Source organism: Streptomyces spiroverticillatus (genome assembly GCA_014650415.1).
In the GTDB taxonomy this organism is placed as follows: Bacteria; Actinomycetota; Actinomycetes; order Streptomycetales; family Streptomycetaceae; genus Streptomyces; species Streptomyces spiroverticillatus.
Genome location: BMUX01000003.1, coordinates 299,144 through 325,552, shown reverse-complemented (window position 1 = coordinate 325,552; position 26,409 = coordinate 299,144). Strand labels below are relative to the sequence as shown.

Sequence of the window (26,409 nt, the reverse complement as noted above, 5' to 3'; positions counted from 1 at the left end):
CAATACGACAAGTCCACCGCACCCCATGCCTACTATCTGCGCGTCATTTGTCCGACTTGTCAGGTTGTGGTCTTTGTGGTGCGCAGGGCAGTCCGAGCACGCGCGGTGCGGGAGGTGCACGTCGTCGACGTGCCCTCGCCGCACTCCGCGCTGCCCGCTGCCACCACCCCCACGGCCAGGCCGCCCAGCGCGCGCCATTTCGTCCCGCTTCACCGGGCGGGGCCTGAACCGGGCCTGCATCCAACGGATGTGACGGCCCCTCAGTTCCCCGCAGACCCCGCCCCGAAGAATCCGAAGAAATCGAGCCAGCTGTGAGATCGGTCGACAACGCGATGAGCGACGACGAGAACTACGTGCCGACGGTCGAGTCGATGCCCCCGGCATCGCCGCCGGGGCGCTTCACCCGGTTCCTGCGCGCCGCCACCAGTGCCCGCAACGCCCGCATGCCGCTCGTCCTGCTGCTGGTCAACGGGATGAGCTTCGGCATGCTGTCCGGCACGGTCGCCTCCGCCGAGGCCCTGCGGCCCGGCGCCGTGACGACCGCCGAGTGCGAGGGCGTCGAGGGCGGGCCGAAGATCACGTACACGCGGGAGTCGACGCCCAGCGCCCCGAACCCGGGCGACACGGTGACGTACACCGTGACCGTGCGGAACGACGGCGGCGCGAAGGCGGAGGGGGCCGCCTTCGCCGACAACCTCTCCGGCGTCCTCGACGACGCCGAGCTGGTCGGCAAGCCGAGGGCCGTCACCGGGACGCCCACCTACGTCCGTCCGCGGGTGCACTGGTCGGGGGACCTGGAGCCCGGGGCGATGGAAGTCGTCACGTACCAGGTGAAGCTGGACAAGAAGGCGAGCGGGGACGGCTCGCTGGTCAACCGGTACGAGCAGACCACCGCCGGTGACTGCAAGGCCGTCGAGCGCGCCCTGAAGGCGAAGGCGTCGCCGTCCGCGACGCCCAGTGCGGAGAAGGCCGCCGAGAAGCAGACTCCCTCCAAGTCCCCGTCCGCGACCAGCAGTTCGGGTCACCCCGAGCCCACCGGCACCCCCGCCCGCACCACCCCGCCCGCGCTCCGGCCGACCCCGACCAACCCGGCCGCCACCCCCACCGCCATCGCCCGCGCCGCCCGCGCCGGGACGACGGTGAGCGGGCCGCGCGGTGGGGCCAGGGCTCCCTCGTACGAGATCAAGGTCGCTGCCAAGCTGCCCGGCGGTCCCGCCAAGGACGATCTGCGGGACCGGATCGAAGGCGGTGGCGTCCCCGGACGGGTCGAGAGGATCGCACCCGCTCCGGGGAACACGTGTGCCCTCAACTTGTCGTGGCTGAACGGGAGTTCACGGGACGCCATCGTCACGGGCGGCGGTGCCTGCACGGCCGCCTACACCGCGACCGTCTCCTACACCGGGCAGCTCCCGCGCAAGAACTGGGTCAAGCACCACACCGTCGGCGGCGAGCGCGCCGCCGACCTGATCTTCGCCGCCGGCCGCAACCGTGCCGCCGGTGACCCCTACTGCGACGACACCGCCTACCTCAGCTACGGCACCGCCACCAACGCCCCGCTGCGGACCGTCGACCTCTACACGGGCGCACAGAAGGACCTCGCGCCGAACGTCGCCGGCGGCCAGACCTCCGTGACGTACGGCTTCAGCGCGGTCAACGGGCACCTTTACGGCGTCAGCAACACCGACAGCCCCCAGCTCTTCGACACCGACCCGAGCACCAAGGTCACCCGCGCGATGCCGTTGGACCCGGCGCTCCCGGCCGGGAAGTACCCCATCGGCGCGGTCTCCACCGACGGCACCAAGCTCTACGTCGCGCTGCCCCAGCCCAACGCGAAGATCGTCACGATCAACGTGGACGCGACCAGCGCCGACTTCGGCAAGACGGTCAGCGACTTCGAGGCGCCGACCAACACCGGCAACAGCAGCGCCATGGCCATGAACCCGGTCGACGGCAAGCTGTACATCAAGGTCCGCGACAACGGCTATGTCTACCGCGCCGACCTGGCCGCCAAGACCATCGCCACCGCCGCCGTGCCCTTCCCGAGCGGGGTCGGCAACTACGACTCCATGTGGTTCGACAGCCACGGCACCATGTACGCCGCCACGGACAAGAACCCGGCGTCGGTCTACATGTGGGAAGCCGGGATGGCCAAGGCCATCAAGGTCACCGAGATGCCCGCGGGCGCGAGCGCCGAGGGCGCGGGCTGCCTGATCGCCCGTACGTACGCGGACGGGCCGCTCGGTGTCGCCTCCCACTACGCCGACGAGAAGCTGAAGCTCGGCGCCAAGGTGTTCTCCTCGCGGGGTCCGGTCAAGTCCCTGGACGGGGGCGGCGAGCCGCAGGACCTGGACACCACCGGTGGGCCGAGTGACGACGGCGTCGAGGGCGGACGTCTGCCCGCGCTGGAGTCGGGTGCCACGAAGTACGCCGTCGACGTGAAGACGACGAACGACACCGGCGCCGCCGCCACCCTCGCGGGCTGGGCCGACTTCAACGCCAACGGCACCTTCGAGGACGGCGAGCGCACCACCGCGACCGTCGCGGCCGGGGCGACCTCGGCGAAGCTGGAGTGGACGGGGCTGACCGGGATCACCACCGGCAAGCTGGTCCGCGTACGGCTGCGGCTGTACTCCGGCGACAGCAACCGGGCGGCCGTGACCGACCCGAAGCCCGCGACCGCCTCCGACGGGATCGGGGAGGCGGAGGACTACCGGGTCAGCGTGCGGGCGAGCGCGGACGACCGCTGCCTCCCCCACGTCTATGTGGTCAATGGCGTGGGCCCCTCCGACCTGCGCCGCTTCGAGCCCGCCACCGGCAAGGTGTCCGCCGCCATCCCCAACAGCACCCTCGCCGCCGGGTACGACGCGATCGGCTACAGCCAGCTCAGCGGCAAGGTGTACGGAATCCAGCGGGGGAGCCTGGACAAGCTGGTGGAGGTCGACCCGACGGGCGCCGTGCCGGTCAAGACGTACACCCTGTCCAAGCCGTTGCTGGGCAGCCCGGGTTACGACGTGGGCGCGGTGACCCCCGAGGGCGACAAGCTGGTCGTCTACGTCACCGAGACCCGCCCGCTGTACACCATCAACCTGGATCCCTCCCGGGGTGCGATCGGCCAGGTCATCGACGAGTGGAACCCGCCGGAGGACGACAGCGACCTCCCCTACGACTTCGCCTTCCACCCCAAGGACGGCATCCTGTACGGGGTGGGCAAGAGCGGCTACCTCATGCGGTACGACATGGCCGCCAAGCGGTACTCGTACGCCTCGCCGAAGATCAACGGGTCCGACATCCGCTACTACGGCCAGTTCTTCGACGAGGTGGGGAACCTCTACGCGGTCAACAGCCAGGATCCGCAGAAGATCTGGGTGCTCGACCTGACCGGGTCCACGCAGGCCTCGCCCATCGACATCAAAACGGTGTCCGCCGTCTCCGTCCCCTTCGGCACCATCCCTGCCGGTGTCACGGTGAGCGACGCGGGCGGTTGCCTGCGGGCACTGGACTTCGGCGACAGCCCCGACTCGTACGACACCCTCGGGGCCTCGGACGGTCCGTCGCACAAGTACGACCCGGGCATGCGTCTCGGCGCGAAGCTCTCCGTCGAGCCGGACACCCGCCGCTCCACCGACTCGGCGGGCGCGGCCGCTTCCCTCGACGGCACCTCCGACACCTTCGACGACGCGTTCGGCGACGGGGTCTCCATGCCCGTCGGCAACCTGGGCAGCGCGTACGAGGCGAACCTCTCCCTTGCCACCAACAAGGCAGCCACGCTTGCCGGTTGGATCGACATCAATGGCAACGGCACTTTCGAGGCGAGCGAGCGGCAGACCGCCGCCGTCAGGGCGGGGGACACCTCCGCCAAGCTGACCTGGAACCTCCCGGCCTCCGGGAAGCGCGGGCGGACGTACGCCCGTTTCCGGCTGTACGAGGACACGGTCGCCGACCCGCAGCCGTCGGGCGCGTACGCCAAGGCCGGTGAGGTGGAGGACCACCCGGTCTTCCTCGGCAACCCCGACGGGGGCTGCAACAACACCGTCTACCTGTCCGGTTCGGAGACCAGCGGCGGCGCGACCAAGCTGTTCACCGTCAACCCGACCACCGGGGCCACCACGCCCGTCCCCCTGACCTACAAGGGTGCTGCCAGCGGGGAGTTCTTCAACGGGCTCGGCTACGGCTCCGCCAGCGGGCTGCTGGTCGCGGTGCAACGGACGCCTCCGTACCGGGTGTTCACCATCAACCCCGACGACGGGGCGCTCAAGGACACCCCGATCACTCTGCCCGCCCCGCCCGGGGAGGGTTACGTCCAGGGCGCGTTCGCCGCGGACGGCAAGACGTACTACACCTCGGCGCGCGGCGCCTCCGCCCGCATCCAGGTCATCGACTTCAGCAACCCGAGCGCACCCGTCCTCAAGCCGCAGCTCTCCACCGGCTCGGGGCTCTACGACTTCGCCCTGCACCCCGGCGACAACGCCTTCTACGGCTCGGACGGCGCCAGCCTCTGGCGGGCCACCAGCCCCGGAGTGACCGGCGCGAACCTCGGGGCGACCGGCGTCACGCAGAGCCAGCCCGGTGCGGTCTTCGACTCCATCGGCAACCTCTACATGGTCGGCACCGAGGGCCGCTTCACCCAGACCGACCTGACGAAGAAGTCGGGCTCGGACTACGTCAGGGGCGACACCCAGGTCCTGTCCATGACCAAGGCCCTCTCCGAGAACGACCTCGCGGGCTGCATCCTCGCCACCGACTTCGGCGACGCCCCCGACAGGTACAAGACCACCCACGGCGCGGGCGGCCCGGAGCACGCCTACAGCACCAAGCTGCGCCTGGGCGCCGACGTCACCGCCGAGCTGGACGCCCGCAAGAGCGCGGGCGGCGAGTACGACGGCACGGGCGACAGCGCGGACGACGGGCCGACCGGCGGAATGCCGGTGCTGCACTCCACCGACGCCGACTACGAGGTCAAGCTCACCACCGCCAACACGACGGGCGCGGACGCGACGCTCGCCGGATGGCTGGACGTCAACGGCAACGGGTCCTTCGAGGCGGGCGAGCTGAAGAAGGCCACCGTGAAGAACGGTGACACCTCCGCGACGCTCAAGTGGACCGGTCTGTCCGGACTGCGGGCCAACACCTACACGTACACCCGCTTCCGCCTCTACGAGGGCACCGAGGCCGACCCGCAGCCCGCTGGCGCGAACGCCAAGGCCGGTGAGGTCGAGGACCACCCGGTGTTCATCATCGGCCCGGCCGACAAGTGCAACGACGTCATGTACTACTCGGGTGACGGCGGCAGCGGCACCCAGCTCGCGTCCGTGAACCGGGCGAACGGTGTCCGTACGAACATCGGGGCGGCGGCCACCCCCAAGTACGACGCGCTGGCCTACAACCGCGTCGACGGCAAGCTGTACGCCACCGCGCAGTCCTCTGCGAACACCATGGTGCGGGTCGACCCGGCGACGGGTGCGGCCACCAGCCTGCCGGTCGCGGGCGGCCTGCCCTCCGCCGGTTCCAGCGCACAGGGCGCCATGAGCCTCGACGGGTCCCGCTTCTACCTGCGGGTCAACAACGGCACGACCATCCAGGTCGTCGACATGACCGACCCGGACAAGCCGCGCAGGCTCCCCGACCTGACCACGGGCTCCTCCGCCTTCTACGACTTCGACGTGCACCCGGGCGACGGGCAGCTCTACGGCATCGGCAACAACGACGGCAAGATCTACCGGATCAACCCGACGACCGGCGCGATGGCCGAGGCCGGACAGATCACCTCCGGCAACCGCTCCTCGTACTTCAACGGCGTCGCCTTCGACGGGGCCGGAAACCTCTACGCGACCGGCTCGGCGTACATCATCAAGGTCGACCTCTCCACCATGGAGAACGGCCTCGCGAAGTACATCGGCGACGTCCGCATCGGCAACGTCGGCGGCCTCACCGGCGGCGACGGCGCGGGCTGCATCATCGCCCGCGACTTCGGCGACGCCCCCGACTCGTACAAGACCAAGAAGGCGTCGGACGGCGCGAGCCACATCATCCGGCGCGGGTACGAGCTGGGCGTCGACTCCGACGACGAACCCGACGCGGCGGGCAACCTGAACGGCTTCGGCGACGACGAGACGGAGCGCGACGACGAGGACGCCCTCCGGCGGATGCCGGACCTCACCTCGACGGACACCTCCTACGAGGTGACACTGCCCATCGACAACTCCACCAACAGGTCCGGAACGCTTGCCGGTTGGGTCGACTTCAACGTCAACGGGACCTTCGAGGACGGCGAGCGGCAGACCGCCAACGTCACCGCGTCCACGACGTCGGTGACGCTCAAGTGGACCGGTCTGTCCGGGCTCAAGAAGGGCGCGTCGACCTACTCCCGCTTCCGGCTGTACTCCGGCGCGGTCGCCGATCCGCAGCCCTCGGGCGAGTACACCCGCGGCGGCGAGGTCGAGGACCACCCGCTGGTGATCCGCATCCCGGCAGACGACAACTGCTCCAGCTCCGTCTTCACCTCGGTGGGCAACGGCCCCACCGACCTCTACCGGTTCGACCCGCTCACCGGTCAGGCCACGAAGATCGACAACACCACGCGGGCGCAGGGCTACGACGGCATCGGGGTCTCCAGCCTCAACGGCCACATCTACGGAACGGCGATCGGCACCGACCGCTACACCAAGCTGATCGAGATCGACCCGGCGGGCGGCATCACCCAGCACGACCTCGACCCCGCGCTCCAGAACATCGGGTCCGCCGCCTACGACATCGGCGCGGTCTCCCCGGACGGCACCAAGCTGTACGTGCAGTACAACTCCTCCTACCCGACCTTCATCATCAACATCGACCCGTCGGCCGGTCCCGTCGGCAAGCGGGTCGGGCAGTTCACCGTCAGCACCGGCAACGGGCTCTACGACTGGGCCTTCCACCCGATCGACGGCAAGCTCTACAGCCTGGCCACCGACGGCCGGCTGGTCCGGGTCGACCCGGACACCGCGACCGCGAACCGGCAGACCAGCGCGATGCTGCCCGGGGCCCAGTACCGGGGCGTGTTCTTCGACAGCTACGGCAACCTCTACGGCGTCGACAACAGCACCCCCGGCAAGGTCTTCCAGGTCGACCTGACCGCCTCCAGGCCGGGCGCGCTGATCGACGTGAACACCGTGACCCACGACAGGCAGCCGATGTCCACGGTGCCGGTGCAGCAGCAGATCACCGACGCGGGCGGCTGCCTGAAGGTGGCCGACTACGGCGACGCCCCGGACTCGTACTCCACGAGTGCCGCGAAGGGCGGGCCCAGCCACGCCACTGACCCCGGGCTGACCATCGGTGCCAAGGTGTCCGTCGAGTCGGACGCCCGCAAGACGGTCGGCGCGACCGAGCTGGACGGCTTCGGCGACACCTATGACGACGGGGTGACGCTGCCGCCGCTGAAGGCGGGCGACACGACGTACGAGGTCCCGGTCACGGTGAGGAACACGACCGGCGCCAAGGCCACCCTGGCGGGCTGGGTCGACTTCAACGCCAACGGCACCTTCGAGGACGGCGAGCGGAAGACCGCCGAGGTTGCGGCCGGGGCCACCTCCGCGACGCTCAGGTGGACGGGTCTGTCCGGACTCCAGGCGGGCAGGGCCACGTACTCCCGCTTCCGGCTGTACGAGGGCGAGGTCGCCGACCCGAGCCCCAAGGGCGCGTACGCACGGGGCGGTGAGGTGGAGGACCACCCGGTGCTGATCCGCACCGACCGGGACATCTGCCGGTCCACCGCCTATCTGGCGTCGGGGGCCAACCCCACCAAGCTCCTCCGCTTCAACCCGCTGCTCGGGAGCAAGACCGAGGTGCCGCTGAAGAGCGACGCCGGAGCCGCCTACGCGAGCGGCTACCCGGGTGGGTTCGACGCGGCCGCACTCAGCTCGCTGGACGGAAAGATCTACGCACTGCCGTCCACGGCTCCGGCGTCCGGCACCACCCTGCTCCAGATCGACCCGGACACGGGCATCGTGCGGGAGATCGCGCTGTCGTCGGTGCTGCCGCGCACGCCGTACACCGCGGGCGCGGTCTCGCCGGACGGCGGACAGCTGATCGTCTTCCCCTCCGCAGGCGGCAGCATCCCGTTCCAGAAGATCAACCTGGATCCGGGTGCGGGGCCGATCGGCAAGGTCCTGACTCCCGTGACACTCGGCAGCAACGTCAGCGGCATCCGGGACTGGGCCTTCCACCCGCGTGACGGACGCTTGATGTCCGTCACGGACAACGGCAACTCCTTCACCGTCGACGCCGACACGGGTGCTTTCAACTACGGCTCCGGCTTCAACAGTTCCCAGTACGTCGCCTCGTTCTTCGACAGCGAGGGCACCTTCTACGTGATCGACTCCCAGTCGCCGCAGAACGTGTGGTCGCTGGACCTGACGGACTCCACCAAGGCCCGTCCGGTGAATCCCTGGAGCAGGACCCGGCAGCTCGTCGGCCAGCTCCCGGCCGGACTGAACGTCGTCGACGGCATGGGCTGCCTCCAGGCGCTCGACTTCGGTGATGCCCCCGACACGTACAAGACCGACTCGGACAGCGGCGGTGCCGCGCACAAGCGCATCGACGGCCTGCGCATCGGCGCTGACGAGTCCCTGGAGGCGGACGCCCGGCAGCCGCTGGACGGCACCAAGGACACCTTCGACGACGGCGTGACCCTGCCCGACGTCGACGTGACCGCGAAGGACTACACCGTCCCGGTGGTCGTGAAGAACACCACCGGCAAGAAGGTCACCGTCGCGGGCTGGGTCGACTGGAACGTCAACGGCACCTTCGACGACGGCGAGCGCGTCAAGCAGGACGTCGACGCCGGGGACAAGACCGTTCAGCTCAAGTGGACGGGTGTGCAGAACACCCGGGCCATGAAGTTGCTGGTCGCGCAGCAGAAGGCGTACGAGCGGGACAAGCGGGCCGGGAAGCTGCGGGCGGGCGCACGTCCGACCGCGGGTGCTTCCTTCGTGCGTGTCCGGCTGTACGACGCGGAGGTCGCCGACCCGAAGCCGACCGGCAAGCACGCCGGCGGCGGCGAGGTCGAGGACCACCCGCTGACCATTCAGGAGCCCCTGCTCCAGATCAGCAAGGCCATCGACAACACCGCGCCCAAGCCGGGCGACACCGTCACCTACACGGTGACCGTGAAGAACGCGGGCCGCACCGCCAAGACCGGCGTCGAGGTCGCGGACGGCCTCGCCGGTGTCCTGGACGACGCCACCTACGTCAGCGAGAACATCGTCTCCGGCGGCGGTACCGTCGCCCGCGACGGCAACAAGGTGACCTGGAAGGGTGATCTGGCAGCCGGCGCGGAGGCCAAGTTCGCGATCAAGGTGAAGGTCACCAGCGCAGGTGACCACGTCCTGGAGAACACCCTCACGTCCGAGACCGACGGCTCCAACTGCCAGACCGGCAGCACCGATCCAGCCTGCAAGGTCCGGACCCCTCTGCCCAACCTCAAGCTGAAGAAGACCAAGGTCAGCGGCGACATGGTGCCGGGCGGCCGGATCACGTACAAGATCACGGCGAAGAACGAAGGCACGGCCGGATTCCCCGGCGCGGAGATCACCGACAACCTCGCGGACGTCGTGGACGACGCCCGGCTCAACGGCGACCAGGCCGTCACGAAGGGCCCGCGCGGGACCCTCACCGCCGGTGCCGACAACATCAAGTGGAAGGGCGACCTGGGCGCGGGCGAGGAGATGGAGTTCACCTACTCCGTCACCGTCAACACCCGCCCCGGCGGCAACAAGAAGCTCAACAACAAGCTTCTGGCCGTCGCTTCCAACTGTGACAGCGGGTCCACGGACGCCGACTGTTCGACCGGTGACGACGACGCGACCGGTGGTCTGCCGACCTTCGACATCGCCAAGTCCGTCGACAACGTCAAGCCGAAGGCCGGCGAGACGATCACCTACACCATCACCATGAAGAACAACGGGTCCCAGCCCTACCCGGGCGCGACCTTCTCCGACGACCTGTCGGGCGTCGTGGACGACGCCCCCGGAGGGCCGAAGGACATCACCATCACGGGCGGGCTGACCGCCCCCGCATACAACTCCGTTACGAAGAAGCTGAATTGGACCGGGAATCTCCCGGTCGGCGAGACCGTCGTGACGTATAAGGTCACGCTGCCCTCGCCGCTGCCCACCACCGGCGACAAGCAGCTCAAGAACGCCGTCACCTCCAGCACCCCCGGCAGCGAGTGCCTCCTCGGCACCGAGCCGAACTGTGGCACCGGCGGCACCGGCCAGCCCGGTGAGAACGCCGGTATCGCCGAGCTCCAGGTGAAGAAGGCGGGCGTCGGCGAGCCCGTGCCGGGCGCTCCGTACACGTACGTCGTCACGCTCACGAACGCCGGTACGGCCGACTACCCGGACGTCCAGGTCAACGACGACCTGGCCGACCTGGCCAAGGACGCGGACGACCTGACGGTCGTCTCGCCGACCGGAGCCAACGGGGCGAAGATCGAGAACGGCAAGCTGTCCTGGAAGGGGACGGTGCCGAAGGCCGGTTCCGTCGAGATCCGGTACACGGCGACCGTCCCGACCACGCCCAAGGCGACCGCCGACGGCACGCTGGAGAACACCGTCGTCGTCCCGAACTCCGGGTCGAACTGTGCCGCCGGGTCGGCCGACGACCAGTGCAAGACCAAGCACGCATACGGCTCGGTGAAGGTCACCAAGGCCGTCAGCAAGGCCGTCGCCAAGCCCGGGGACACGGTCACCTACACGGTGACCATGGAGAACACGGGCGCCGCCCCGGCCGCCGCCGCCCTGAACGACGACCTCTCCGCCGTTCTCGACGCCGCGACCTGGGCCAACCGGGTCTCGCCGACCGGAACCGCCTTCGACGCCGGCACGAAGAAGCTCACCTGGAGCGGGAGCGTCCCGGCCGGAACGCTCGCGCAGCCCGGCAAGGTCGTCGTCTCGTACGACGTGAAGATCCCGCTCACCAAGCCCGCGGGCTCCGACGAGATCCTGGACAACCAGGTCGCCGTCACCGCCCCCGGCTCCTCCTGCCCGACCTCGCGGCCCTGCGCCGTGACCACCAAGGTCGCGCGGATCGACCTGAAGAAGAAGGCCGACGACGACTCCCCGAAGCCGGGCGACACCCTGACGTACACCGTCACGGTGGGGAACTCGGGATCGACTCCCTTCACGGGGGCGGAGATCCGGGACTCGCTGGCCGGGATGGCCGGTGTGCTCTCGGGTGCGCCGACCGACCTGAAGGCCGTCTTCGCGGGCGGGGCCGACGCCCCGGACCCGGTGTACGACGCCGGGACCACCACCCTGAAGTGGGACGGTGAGGTTCCGGTCGGGGCCGCCTCGCTGGTCATCACGTACAAGGTGAAGCTCAAGGACCCGCTGCCCGCAGGGGCCAAGGTCAAGAACACCGTGGTCGAGGACTCGGCGGGCTCCAACTGCCGCCAGGGTTCCACCGACGCGGACTGCACCGTCGAGCTGGGCACCGCCGCGCTGGAGATCGAGAAGAAGATCTCCCCGGCGAAGCCGCTGCCGGGCGACACCGTGACGTACACGGTGACGATGAAGAACACCGGCGCGGTGGTCTACCGCGGCGCGAAGATGACCGACGACCTGACGGGCGTCGCCGACGACGGCACCTTCCAGCCCGGCTCGGTCACCGGTGGGGCGACTGCCGGTACGAACAAGGTGACTTGGGAGGGCGATGTCCCGGCGGGCGGCCAGAAGGTCGTCACGTACAAGGTGGTCCTCGACAAGATCACGACCGCCGGGGCCGACACCAAGCTGGTCAACAAGGTGACCTCGGACTCGCCCGGTGTGAACTGCACCGACGCGGCCCCCTGCGTCACCACCACCAAGGTCCCGCGCCTGAAGATCGTGAAGAAGGCCGACTCCGCCTCCGAGAAGCCCGGCGAGGTCGTCAACTACACGATCGAGGTCGAGAACACGGGCACGGAGGACTGGCCGGGCGCAGTCCTCGTGGACGACGTGTCGGCGCTGGTGGACGACGCGCGGATCGGCACCGTGCCGAGCCCCGGTGTCTACGACCAGGCGGGCAAGAAGATCACCTGGACCTCGGACGTCCCGGCCGGCCAGAAGAAGACCTTCACCTACCCGGTGACCCTGGTCCAGCCGCCGACCGGCGGTGACGCCCTCCAGAACGTCGTCACCATGGCCCACAAGGGCTCCAACTGCGACGTGGCCGCCCCCGGCCCCGACTGCAAGGTCGACGTCGCCGTCCAGGTGCTCCAGATCAACAAGACGACCGACCTGACGGGCAACGCGACCGCGGGCAAGGTCATCAACTACAAGGTCGAGATCAAGAACCCGGGCACCGCCGCCTACACGGGTGCGAAGATCACCGACCTGCTGGAAGACGTCGTGGACGACGCCACCTACACCGGCGACCACAAGATCGTGGACGAGGACGGGGCGGACGTCGGGACGCTGGCGTACGACGCCGCCGCCAAGACCCTGAAGTGGACCGGTGACGTCCCGGGCGGCAAGACGTACACGCTCACCTACTCCATGAAGGTCCTCCCGCAGGACGGCATCGGCAACAACGACCTGGTCAACAAGGTCAAGTCCGACACCACCGGCACGAACTGCCCCGTCGATTCCCCTGACGCGGGCTGCACGGTCGACCTCAACGCGCCCAAGCTGCACATCGTGAAGACCCCCGACAAGCGGGTCGCCAAGCCGGGCGAGAAGGTCACGTACACGATCAAGGTCAAGAACGAGGGCCGGGTCGCCTACCCGGACGCCACGATCCTCGACGTGCTCAACAAGGTCGTCGACGAGTCGGTCATCGACGCCTCGTCCGTCACCACGGCGGGCATCACCCCGGCCGCCCGGTACGTGGACGGCGGTCGGCCGACCGCGCATGCGATCGAGTGGCGCGGCGACGTCCCGGCCGGGGGCGAGTTCACCATCACGTACGAGGTGACGGTCAAGGCGACCGGCTTCGACGACCACAAGCTGGACAACTTCGTCGTCGCCTCCGACGACACCAACTGCACCACCAGCTCCACCGACCCCGAGTGCGGTTACGGCACCGCCGTGCAGATCCCGACGGTGAAGCTGGCGAAGAAGGTCTCCCCGGCGAACCCGGCGCCCGGCACCACGGTCACCTACACCGTGACCGCCTCCAACGAGGGCACCGCCGACTACACCGGGGCCAATCTCCACGACGACCTGCGCGACGTCCTCACCGACGCCGACGTGGTCGCGGACTCCTTCAAGGTCAACGGCACGACCACGGCGCTGCTCAACGCCGCCGGTGACGGCTACGACTGGACCGGGACCGTCCCGGCCGGCGGCAAGACCGAGATCACGTACGAGGTGAAGATCCCGGCCAACCGCAAGCGTGCCGCCGACGGCACCCCGAGCGGTGACCTCACCCTGAAGAACGCTGTTACGTCGACGAACGTCGGCGTCAACTGCCCGGCGACCGGCGGGACTTCGGCGGCCGAGTGTGCGGTCTCGTACACCCTCGCCCAGCCGAAGCTGAGCATGAAGAAGACCGCGTCGCCGAAGAACCCCCAGGTCGGCGAGCGCGTCACCTACACGATCACCATGGAGAACACCGGGACCGTCCCGGGCGCCGACCTGGAGATCACCGACGTCCTGCCCGAGGGCGTCACCCTGGAGGAGGCCACCCCCGACGCGGGCACCACCGTCACCGACAAGGCGACGCGTCCGGTGAAGTGGAAGATCGCCACGATCGGCGCGGGCGAGACCAAGACGCTGGAGCTCATCGGCCGGGTCACCGAGGCGGCGAAGGGCAAGGCGCTCAAGAACACCGCCACCGTCACCGCCGGTCCGGACCCGACCGTCGACCCGACCAGCCAGTGCAAGGACGCCCAGGGCCGGCCGATCCCCGGCAAGATCTGCGACGACGGCGACGGCACCAACCCTGGCGAGCCCAAGCTCACCCTGACCAAGAAGCAGTCGCCCGAGCAGCCCCAGATCGGCTCGACGGTCACCTACACCGTCGAGGTCGCCAACTCCGGTACGGACAAGGCCGAGCGGGTCGCGCTGGACGACAAGCTGCCCGCCGGGATGACCCTGGTCTCGGCGACGCCGACCGTCGGCACCGTCGACCGCAGCGACGACCCGGTTCTGCACTGGAAGGTCGGGGAGGTCCCGGCCAACGGCGGCAAGGCCACGCTGACCGTCGTCGCCAAGGTGAACCAGAACTCCTCGGGTACGCAGAAGCTGGTCAACCAGGTCTGGGAGACGAGCGGGCCTCGCCCGGCCATTCCCGACGCCAACAAGTGCACCACCGACGCCACCCGCGCCTGCTCCGGCGAGAACTCCGAGCCGCCGTCCGCGCCCAAGCTGACGATGGAGAAGAAGGCGTCCCCGACCGACCCGCAGCTCGGCGAGGAGGTCACCTGGACGGTCACCGTCAAGAACACCGGTGACCAGGAGGCCAAGGACCTGGAGTACGAGGACGCCGTTCCGGCCGGGGTGCAGATCCTGTCCGTGACGCCGGACGCCCTCGGCACCGCCACCAACGCCCGCCCGTCCGTGTGGAAGATCCCGTCGCTGAAGAAGGACGAGACCGCCACCCTGGTCATCAAGGGCAAGGTCACCAGCGCCTCCGCGCCGGTCAAGAACAAGGTCAAGGTCAAGGAGGGCCCCAACCCGACCGTCGACCCGGGCAAGGAGTGCAAGGACGCCCAGGGCAACGTCGTCGCCGACGAGATCTGCGACGACTCGACCGACAACAACCCCGGCGCCCCCAAGCTGACCGTGGAGAAGTCCCAGGCCCCGGCCCAGCCGCAGATCGGCTCGACCCTCACCTACACGGTCAAGGTCAAGAACGCCGCCGACGGCGACCCGGCCAAGCGCGTGGAGCTGTCCGACCAGCTCCCGGCGGGTGTCGAGGTCGTACGGACCGACGCCCCGACCGGCACCACCGTGGCCCCGGACGCGTCCGGCAAGCTGGTGTGGAAGGTCGGCGCGGTCGACCCGGGGACGGAGAAGGTCCTCACGGTGGTCGTGAAGGTCAAGCAGGACGCGTCGACGGCTGCGAAGCTCGTCAACAAGGCGTGGACCAGCGCCGGTCCGGAGGGCAAGGTCCCGGCCGCCAACCAGTGCGACGGGGAGCCCACCAAGGCCTGCTCGGGTACTGACGCGCAGCCGCCGGCCAAGCCGTCCCTGTCGATGACCAAGACCGCGGACCCGAAGGACCCGCAGATCGGCGAGACCGTCACGTACGTGGTGACGATGAAGAACACCGGGACGGTCGTCGCGAAGGACCTGGAGGTCAAGGACGACCTGCCCGAGGGCCTGACCCTGGTCGGCACCCCGGCCGCCACCAACGGCACGGCCACCGCCGCCGACCCGATCGTGTGGAAGGTGCCGACCCTCGCGGCCGGTGCCGAGGCAAAGCTGACGTACAAGGCGCTCGTGGGTGCGGGCGCCAAGGGCAAGAAGCTGCGCAACGGCGCGGACCTCACCGAGGGGCCGACGCCGGAGGTCCCGGACGAGAACAAGTGCAAGGACGCGCAGGGTCAGCCGATTCCCGGCAAGGTCTGCGACAACACCGACGGCGGGGAGCCCAAGGACCCGAAGCTGATCCTCTCCAAGCTCCAGCGTCCGGGCACGCCCCAGGTGGGCTCCACGCTCACCTACGTACTGGAGCTGAAGAACGACGGCGACGACGCCGCCAAGCGGTCCGAGATCCTGGACCGGCTGCCGGTGGGCGTGGACCTCGTGTCCGCGACGCCTTCGGACTCGTCGGACGCGGTGGACGTGAGCGGTGCGCCGGTCATCAAGTGGAAGCCGGACACCGTACCTGCGAAGGGGTCGAAGCAGCTCACCGTCACGGTGAAGGTCCGTCAGGACGTCTCGCTGGACGACGAGTTGACCAACCGTACGTACTCGACGGCCGGTCCGGTGGCGACCCCGCTCGCCGGTAACGCCTGCTCCGACAACGCGCAGCACGCCTGTGCGGGCAACAAGACGCCCGCCAGCCCGACGCTGACGATGAAGAAGACGGCCACGCCGAAGGACCCGCAGGTCGGGGAAGCGGTCGTGTACGTCATCACGGTCGAGAACACCGGGGACGGCGCCGCCGCCGACCTCAAGCTGGAGGACGTGTTCCCGGCGGGCGTGCGCCTCGACAAGGCCACCGCCACGGCGGGCGCGGCGACCGGCACCGGTCCGGTCGTGTGGGACATCCCCGCGCTCGACGGGAAGACCACCGCCACGCTCACCCTGAACGGCACGGTCACCGCCGCCGCGAAGGGCAAGAAGCTCAAGAACATCGCCAAGGTCACCGAGGGTCCGAACCCGACCGTCGACCCGGGCAGCGAGTGCAAGGACGCCGACGGGAAGGTCATTCCGGGGCAGATCTGCGACGACGGCGACGGGACCGAGCCCAAGGACCCGAAGCTGAAGCTGTCCAAGTCGCAGGTCCCGGCACAGCCGCAGGTGGGCAACACGCTCACCTACACGGTGAAGATCGAGAACGCGGCGGGCGCGGACGCGGCCAAGCGCGTCGAGGTCAGCGACCTGCTGCCGGACGGTGTTCAGCTGGTCGACGTCGACCCGTCGGTCGGCACGGTCAACCGGGCCTCCGCGCCCCTGGTCTGGGTGGTCGGCAACCTCGCCGCCGGTGCGGACGCCACGATGAAGGTCACGGTCAAGGTCAAGCAGGACGCCTCCACCATCGAGAAGCTCATCAACAAGGCGTGGACGACGGACGGCGCCAAGGCCGCCGTCGACCCGGCGAACCAGTGCGACGGCGAGGCCGACAAGGCCTGCTCCGGCGAGAGCGCCAACCCGCCCGCGAAGCCCGAGTGGAAGCTGTCGAAGACGGCCTCCCCGCAGGAGCCGCAGGTCGGCGAGACGGTCGTCTACACGCTGAAGGCCGAGAACACCGGGTCCGTGGACGCCAAGGACCTGGAGGTCAAGGACGACGTCCCGAACGGGCTGACGCTCCAGGCGGTGGACGCTCCGGCCGGTACGACGGCTCCCAAGGCCGACCCGGTGGTGTGGAAGATTCCGACGCTCGCCGCCGGTGAGACGAAGGAGCTGAAGATCACCGCGCTGGTGACGGAGGCGGCCAAGGGCGCGAAGCTTCGCAATTCGGCGGAGGTGACCGAGGGTCCCGACCCCGAGATCCCGGACGAGAGCAAGTGCAAGGACGACCCGAAGAAGATCTGTGACACCGACGGCGACGGGTCCGAGGTCGGCGAGCCCAAGCTCACCCTGACCAAGGAGCAGTCCCCGGCCCAGCCGCAGGTCGGCAACACCCTCACCTACACGGTGAAGATCGCGAACGCGGCGGGCGCGAGTGCCGCCAAGCGCATCGAGCTGGCGGATCTGCTTCCGGCGGACGTGGAGTTCGTACGGGCTTCCGCGAGTGCGGGTGCCGTGGACGACTCCGGCAGGCCGTCGCTGAAGTGGACCGTGGGCGACCTGGCCGCCGGTGCGGACGCGACCATGACGGTCACCGTCAAGGTGAAGCAGGGCGCGTCCACCACCGCAAAGCTCGTCAACAAGGCGTGGTCGACGGCGGGTGCCAAGCCCGAGATCCCGACCGGCAACCAGTGCCCGGGCGAGGCCGACAAGGCCTGCTCCGGCGACAAGGTGGACCCGCCGGCCAAGCCGACCTGGTCCCTCGCGAAGACCGCGAGCCCGGCGAACCCGCAGGTCGGTGAGGAGGTCGTGTACACCCTCACGGCCAAGAACACCGGCACGGTCGACGCCAAGGACCTGGAGGTCAAGGACAAGCTGCCCGAGGGCCTGACCCTCGTCGGCGACCCGGAGGCCACCGAGGGCTCCGCCGCCGCAGCCGACCCGGTGATCTGGAAGATCCCGGTGCTGGGTGCGGGCAAGACCGCCACCCTGAAGATCACGGCTCTCGTCACGGCGGGTGCCAAGGGCAAGAAGCTCCGCAATGCGGCCGAGGTGACCGAGGGGCCCGACCCCGAGATCCCGGACGAGAACAAGTGCAAGGACGACCCGACTCCGGGGAAGATCTGTGACACGGACGGCGACGGCAGCGAGGTCGGCGAGCCCAAGCTCACCCTGACCAAGACCCAGGTCCCGGCCCAGCCGCAGGTCGGCAACACCCTCACCTACGCGGTGAAGATCGTGAACGCGGCCGGCGCCTCCAAGGCCGAGCGCGTCCAGATCACCGACCTGCTGCCGACCGGCGTGGACCTGGTCTCGGCGGTGTCCTCGGACTCCACCGACCCGGTCGACACGACCGCCAAGCCGCGCCTGGTCTGGAACATCGGCGACCTCGCCGCGGGCGCCGAGCGCACCCTGACCGTCACGGTCAAGGTCCGCCAGGACGCCAGCGCCAAGGTCGTCAACCGGGCCTGGACGTCCACGGGCGCCCAGCCGGAGATCCCGAAGGCCAACCAGTGCGACGACGACCCGAAGAAGGCCTGTGCGGGCGAGGGCGCGGACATTCCGGGCCGCCCCGACTGGCAGCTGTCCAAGACGGCGGACCCGAAGGACCCGCAGGTCGGCGAGACGGTGACGTACACCCTCAAGGCCGTCAACAAGGGCACGGTCGAGGGCAAGGACCTGGAGATCAACGACAAGCTGCCCACCGGGCTGAGCCTGCTGGACGTGAAGGCGTCCGACGGCACCAGCGCCGAGAAGGCGGACCCGGTGGTCTGGAAGATCCCGACCCTCGCGGTCGGCGCGACCGAGACCCTGACCATCACGGCCAAGGTCACGGCGGGCGCGAAGGGCAAGAAGCTCAAGAACTCCGCCGAGGTGACCGAGGGTCCCGACCCCGAGATCCCGGACGAGAACAAGTGCAAGGACGACCCGACGAAGGTCTGTGACACGGACGGCGACGGCTCGGAGGTCAAGGAGCCCAAGCTGACCCTGACCAAGACGCAGCTCCCGGCGCAGGCGCAGGTCGGCAACACGCTGACGTACACGGTGAAGCTGGCCAACGCGGCCGGTGCGGACGGTGCCAAGCGCGCGGAGGTGACTGACCTTCTTCCGGAGGGAGTTGACCTGGTCAAGGTCGAGTCGTCGGTCGGTACGGTCGACTCCGCCGCGAAGCCCACGCTGAAGTGGACCGTCGGTGACCTGGCCGCCGGTGCCGAGGCGACGATGACCGTCACGGTGAAGGTCAGGCAGGACGCCTCCACCGCCGACAAGCTGGTCAACAAGACGTGGACCTCGGCCGGTGCGGAGGGCAAGGTGCCCGCCGCCAACCAGTGCGACGGCGAGCCCACCAAGGCCTGCTCCGGCGACAAGGTCGACCCGCCCGCGAAGCCGGAGTGGCAGCTGTCGAAGTCCGCGTCCCCGGCCGAGCCGCAGATCGGCGAGGTCGTGACGTACACCCTCAAGGCCGTGAACACCGGGACCGTCCCGGGCAAGGACCTGGAGATCAAGGACGACCTGCCCGAGGGCCTGACCCTGCTCGCCGTCGACGCCCCGGCCGGGACCACCGCGCCGAAGGCGGACCCGGTGGTGTGGAAGATTCCGACGCTCGCCGCCGGCGAGACGAAGGAGCTGAAGATCACCGCGAAGGTGACCGAGGCCGCCAAGGGCAAGAAGCTGAAGAACAGCGCCGAGGTGACCGAGGGCCCCGACCCGATCGTCCCGCCGGACAACAAGTGCAAGGACGACCCGACTCCGGGGAAGGTCTGCGACACGGACGGCGACGGCAACGAGCCCAAGGACCCCAAGCTCACGCTGACCAAGACGCAGCTCCCGGCCGACCCGCAGATCGGCACCACGCTGACCTACACGGTGAAGCTGGCGAATGCGGCGGGAGCGGATGCCGCCAAGCGGTCGGAGGTGACGGACCTTCTTCCGGCGGGAGTTGACCTGGTCAAGGTCGAGCCGTCGGTCGGTACGGTCGACTCCGCCGCGAAGCCCACGCTGAAGTGGACCGTCGGCGACCTGGCCGCCGGTGCCGAGGCGACCATGACGGTCACGGTGAAGGTCAGGCAGGACGCCGACACCACCCAGAAGATCGTCAACAAGACCTGGACCACGGCCGGTGCCGAGGCGAAGGTGCCCGCCGCCAACCAGTGCGACGGGGAGCCCACCAAGGCCTGCTCCGGCGACAAGGCGAACCTGCCGGGCAAGCCCGCCTGGACCCTGTCCAAGACGGCCTCCCCGAAGGACCCGCAGGTCGGCGAGGTGGTGACGTACACGCTGAAGGCGGTCAACACCGGTGCCGTCGACGCGAAGGCCCTGGAGATCAAGGACGACGTCCCGAACGGGCTGAACCTGCTGACGGTCGACGCCCCGGACGGTACGACGGCTCCCAAGGCCGACCCGGTCGTCTGGCAGATCCCGACGCTCGCCGCCGGCGAGACCAAGGAGCTGACCTTCACCGCGCTGGTCACGGCCGGTGCCAAGGGCACCAAGCTGAAGAACTCCGCGGAGGTGACGGAGGGTCCCGACCCGATCGTCCCGCCGGACAACAAGTGCAAGGACGACCCGACTCCGGGGAAGGTCTGCGACACCGACGGCGACGGCTCGGAGGTCAAGGAGCCGAAGCTGACGCTGACCAAGACGCAGCTGCCCAAGCAGCCGCAGATCGGCAACACCCTCACCTACACGGTGAAGATCGCGAACGCGGCGGGTGCGGATGCCGCCAAGCGCGTCGAGATCACCGACGTCCTCCCGGCAGGGGTGGCGCTGGTGAAGACCGACCCGTCGGCGGGCACGGTGGATGCCGCAGGGAAGCCGAAGCTGGTCTGGAACGTGGGTGACCTGGCGGGCGGCGCCGAGGCGACGATGACCGTCACGGTCAAGGTCAAGCAGGACGCCGACACCATCCAGAAGGTCGTCAACAAGACCTGGACGTCCGCCGGTTCGCAGGCGGTCGTGCCGGACGCCAACCAGTGCCCGGGCGAGCCCACCAAGGCCTGCGCCGGTCACGAGGACGACGTGACGCCTCCGGGCAAGCCGGTCTGGAAGCTGTCGAAGACGGCCTCCCCGGCGAACCCGCAGGTCGGCGAGACCGTCGTCTACACCCTGACCGCCGAGAACACGGGCACGGTCGACGCCGTGGACCTGGAGGTCAAGGACAAGCTGGCCGACGGGCTTGAGCTCAAGGACGTGGACGCGACCAACGGGACGACTGCCGCCAAGGCCGACCCGGTGATCTGGAAGCTGCCGCTGCTCAAGGCCGGTACGAGTGCCGAGCTGAAGATCACGGCGCTGGTCACGGCGGGTGCGAAGGGCAAGAAGCTCCGCAACCAGGCCGAGGTGACCGAGGGTCCCGACCCGATCGTCCCGCCGGACAAGAAGTGCAAGGACGACCCGACCCCCGGGAAGGTCTGCGACACCGACGGCGACGGCTCCGAGGTCGGCGAGCCCAAGCTCACCCTGACCAAGACCCAGGTCCCGGCCCAGCCGCAGGTCGGCAACACCCTCACCTACGCGGTGAAGATCGTGAACGCGGCCGGCGCGGACAAGGCCGAGCGCGTGACGATCACCGACCTCCTGCCCGGCGGCGTGGACCTGGTCCGCGCGGTGTCCTCGGACACCTCGGCCCCGGTGGACACCACCGGCAAGCCCAAGCTGGTGTGGAACGTCGGCACCCTGGAGGCGGGCGGCGAGCGCACGCTCACCGTCGTCGTCAAGGTCCGCCAGGACGCGAGTGCCAAGGTGGTCAACCGGGCCTGGACGTCGACCGGCGCCCAGCCGGAGATCCCGAAGGCCAACCAGTGCGACGACAACCCGCAGCAGGCCTGTGCGGGCGAGCAGGCGGAGCTGCCGGGCCGCCCGGACTGGACCCTGTCCAAGACGGCGGACCCGAAGGACCCGCAGGTCGGCGAGAAGGTCACGTACACCCTCAAGGCCGTCAACAACGGGACCGTCGAGGGCAAGGACCTGGAGATCACCGACGATCTGCCGGAGGGGCTGACGCTGCTCACGGTGGCTCCGTCCGCCGGTACGTCGGCGGAGAAGGCCGACCCGGTGGTGTGGAAGATCCCGACGCTCGCGGCCGGTGCCACCGAGGAACTGAAGATCACGGCTCTCGTCACGGCGGGTGCCAAGGGCAAGAAGCTGCGCAACATGGCCGAGGTGACCGAGGGCTCGACCCCGATCGTCCCGCCGGACAACCGCTGCAAGAACGACCCGGACCCCGGGAAGATCTGCGACACGGACGGCGACGGCTCCGAGGTCGGTGAGCCCAAGCTGACCCTGACCAAGACCCAGCTGCCCGCCCAGGCGCAGATCGGCAACACCCTCACGTACACGATCAAGATCGCGAACGCGGCGGGTGCGGATGCCGCCAAGCGCGTCGAGGTAACCGACCAGCTCCCGGCCGGGGTGGACCTCGTGTCGACCACGCCGTCGCAGGGCACGCTCGACGACTCGGGCAAGCCGATGCTGGTGTGGACCGTGGGCGCTCTGCCCGCGGGCGAGGAGGCGACGCTGACGGTACGGGTCAAGGTCCGCCAGGACGCCGACGTCAGCCAGAAGATCGTCAACCGGACCTGGACCTCGGCCGGCCCGGAAGCCAAGGTGCCCGACGCCAACCAGTGCTCCGACGACCCGAAGAAGGCCTGCTCCGGCGAGAACGCGACGCCTCCGGGCAAGCCGGTCTGGAAGCTGACGAAGACGGCCACCCCGGCGAACCCGCAGGTCGGCGAGCAGGTGGTGTACGTCCTCAAGGCGGAGAACACCGGCACCGCCGACGCCTCGGACCTGGAGATCGAGGACAAGCTGCCGCAGGGCGTGGACCTGCTGGGCATCAAGGCGCCCGAGGGCACGTCGGCCGCCAAGGCGGATCCGGTCGTCTGGAAGATCCCGCTGCTCAAGGGCGGTACGACGGCCGAGCTGACGATCACCGGCAAGGTGACGTCGGCCGCCAAGGGCAAGAAGCTGAAGAACAGCGCCGAGGTGACCGAGGGCCCCGACCCGATCGTCCCGCCGGACAACAAGTGCAAGGACGACCCGACCCCGGGCAAGGTCTGTGACACCGACGGCGACGGCTCCGAGGTGGGCGAGCCCAAGCTCACCCTCACCAAGAAGCAGAGCCTGACCGCGCCGCAGGTCGGCGTCCCCTTCACCTACACGGTGAAGATCGCCAACGCGGCGGGTGCGGACAAGGCCGAGCGCATCGAGATCACGGACGCGCTGCCGGAGGGCGTGGAGGTCGTCAAGGCGGCACCCACGGCCGGTACGGTCGCCGACTCGACGGCCCGTCCGCTGGTCTGGACCGTGGGCACGCTGGCCGGCGGCGCGGACGCCGAGCTGGTGCTGACCGTCAAGGCGACCTCGGCCGCCTCGAAGACCGAGAAGCTCGTCAACAAGGCCTGGACGTCGACGGGTTCGGCAGCGACCGTGCCCACCGACAACCAGTGCCCGGACGACTCCAAGAAGGCCTGCGTGAGCGGCAGCCAGCCGCCCGCCGACCCGAAGCTGGTCATCACCAAGACGGCCGCCCCGACCCCGCTCCTGCCGGGCGCCACGGTCACGTACACCGTGACCATGAAGAACGACGCCGACGCGCCCTACCCGGCGGCCGAGTTCAGCGACAGCCTGGCCGGTGTCCTGGACGACGCGGACTGGGTCGGCGTGACGGGCGAGGCGGGCGGCAAGGCGGACTTCACCTCTCCGGACCTGAAGTGGACGGGCGACTTCGCCCCCCGCGAGGAGAAGAAGATCACCTACCAGGTGAAGATCCCGACGCAGCCCAAGGCGGGCGGCGACCAGGTGATGAACAACAAGGTCGTCTCCGAACTCCCGGGCTCGCCCTGCAAGTTCGGCTCCACCGACCCCGCGTGCGCGATCGACCCGGACGAGACCGGCGTTCCGTACGTCACCCTCGCCAAGTCCGCGGACAAGGCGACGGCCCTGCCGGGCGACACGGTGAAGTACACGCTGACCCTCACCAACGCCGGAGCGGGAACGTACAAGGGCTACTCCCTGACGGACGACCTGGCGGAGGTGCTGGACGACGCCGCTCTGGAGGGCGACGTGCAGGCCACGACGGGCGCGGCCGCCATCGCCGGTACGAAGCTGAACTGGACCGGTGACGTGCCGGGCAAGGGCACCGTGACCCTCACCTACGCGGTGAGGATCCCGGACCCGGCCCGCGCCAAGGCCACCGCCGACCGCAAGCTGGTCAACGCGGTGACCTCGCAGGAGCCCGGCTCCAACTGCCGCACTGCGAAGGCCGGTTGCACCACCACCGTCACCTACCCGAACCTCCGCTTCCGGAAGGAGATGGACCCGCGCAAGCCGCTGCCGGGCGCGAAGGTCACGTACACGGTGACGGTCGTCAACGACGGCTCGACGGCCTACCCGGCGGCGCAGTTCGAGGACGACCTGACCAAGGTCCTCGGCGACGCCGACTACAACGACGACGCGAAGGCCACGGTCGGCGACGTGACCTACGAGGCGGCTTCGCAGAAGCTGAACTGGAAGGGCGACGTCCCGGCCGGCACCCCGGTCACCGTCACCTACTCGGTCACCGTCCACGACCGCCCGAAGCCGGGCGCCACGGGACGCCTGCTGAACGGCATCGTCTCGGACAACGCGGGCTCCAACTGCAAGTCGGGTACGTCCAACCCCGAGTGCGGCAACGCCTTCGGGTCCAAGAGCCCCGACGAGTCGGGCGGCTTCCCGCGGCTCGACGTGAAGAAGAGCGCGGACCACGAGCAGGCGGTACCGGGCTCGGAGGTGACGTACACGATCCTCATCGCCAACGACGGCGGTGCGGCCTACGAGAACGTCACGGTGACGGACGACCTGACCGCCGTCCTCACCGACGCGGACTACCGCGACGACGCTGCGGCCACCTCGGGTGAACTGGCCTACGCGGCACCGGTGTTGACCTGGAAGGGCGACGTCCCGGCCCGCAGCACGGTGAAGGTCACCTACTCGGTGAAGGTCCCGGAGAAGGCCAAGGGCACCGCGACGTCGCTGCTGAAGAACACCGCCCTCTCCGAGAACGCGGGCTCCAACTGCCGCAAGACCGCTCCCGGCGCCGAGTGCGGCGTCGAGGTCCCGATCGCCAACCCGGCCATCGAGAAGTCGGTCGACAAGAAGAACCCGCTGCCGGGCGACAAGGTGACCTACACGATCAAGGTCTTCAACACGGGTCGCGCCGACTTCCCCAACGCCAACTTCACCGACGACCTCACGGACGTCCTGGACGACGCGAAGTGGAACGACGACCTGACCGTCACGGACGGCGCACCGGCCCCGGTCTTCGATGCGGCCACCGGGAAGCTGACCTGGACGGGCCCGGTCAAGCACGGCGGCGACGCCACGGCCGTCGTCATCACCTACTCGGTGACGGTCGGCGTCCCGCCGCAGGGCAACGCCAAGCTCACCAACTCCATCACCTCCACCAACCCCGGCTCCAACTGCGTGGCGGGCGAGGAGACTCCGGAGTGCTCCACGGGCAAGGGCGAGGACGGCGGAATCCCGAAGCTGTACGTGGACCTGGTGGACGACCACGTGGTCGCCAAGCCGGGCGAGCGCGTCCAGTACACGGCCCGCGTGAAGAACACCGGCACGGCGCCCTACCCGGCGGCCAAGGCGTACATCGACCTCGCCGAGGTCATGGACTCGGCGACGGTCGCGGACGATGTCCGCACCGACAAGGGAACGGCGTCGCGGGTCTCGCGCTCGCAGCTCCCGCCGGAGCTCCGGGCGGTGCCGTCCCCGCAGGACGTCATCTCCTGGACGGGTGACCTGCCGGTCGGCGAGACGGCGACCATCACCTGGTCGGCGGTGGTTGACACCCCGCCGGGCGGCAACCTCCACCTGAACGCGCACGTCATCGGGCACGCGTCCAACTGCCAGGCGCAGAAGGGCGTGGAGACCGAGTGCGCGGACGAGGTCCTGATCCCGCTGGTGAAGTTCGTGAAGAAGCTGACGGGCCCCGCGAAGCCCAAGCCGGGCGACAAGCTCGTCTACACGGTGACCATGAAGAACTCGGGCACCGGCGTGTACGAGGGCGCGGGCTTCGCGGACGACCTCCGCGAGATCCTGGACGACGTCCGCTTCGTTCCGGGTGCGGTGACGGCAACGACCGGCAAGGTCTCGTACGCCGCCCCCGTCCTGTCCTGGAAGGGCGACATCCCGGCCGGCGCGACGGCGACGGTCACCTACCCGGTGACGGTGGTGGGAGCCCGCACGGGTGACGGCCGCCTGACGAACACGGTCGACGCGTCGGCGACGGCGGGCTCGAACTGCCCGAAGTCGGGGCGCGACAAGTCCTGTTCGACCGCGATCCGGATCACCCAGGTCCCGGTCAAGCCCATCAAGCCGGTCAAGCCCGGCGGGGGCAAGCCCGGTTCGATGGGCCAGGTGGCGGGACCCCTCCCGCACACGGGCCTGGACTGGCGCACGGGGGCCGCGGCTGCGGCGGGCACGATGCTCTTCCTCCTGGGAGGTGGCCTGATCGTGATCACCCGCAGGCGTCGCAACGGGGGTGCGTGACCTTACGCTCCCT

General features: G+C 69.5%; 1 protein-coding gene. It reads left to right on the top strand.

Features of this window, described 5'->3' with window-relative positions; translation table 11 throughout:
* Positions 1-311: 311 nt before the first annotated feature.
* Positions 312-26,396 (top strand): DUF7927 domain-containing protein, encoded by a 26,085-nt coding sequence (locus IE269_RS09610; RefSeq protein WP_189822397.1) that lies wholly within the window; start codon positions 312-314, stop codon positions 26,394-26,396.
* Positions 26,397-26,409: the final 13 nt, after the last annotated feature.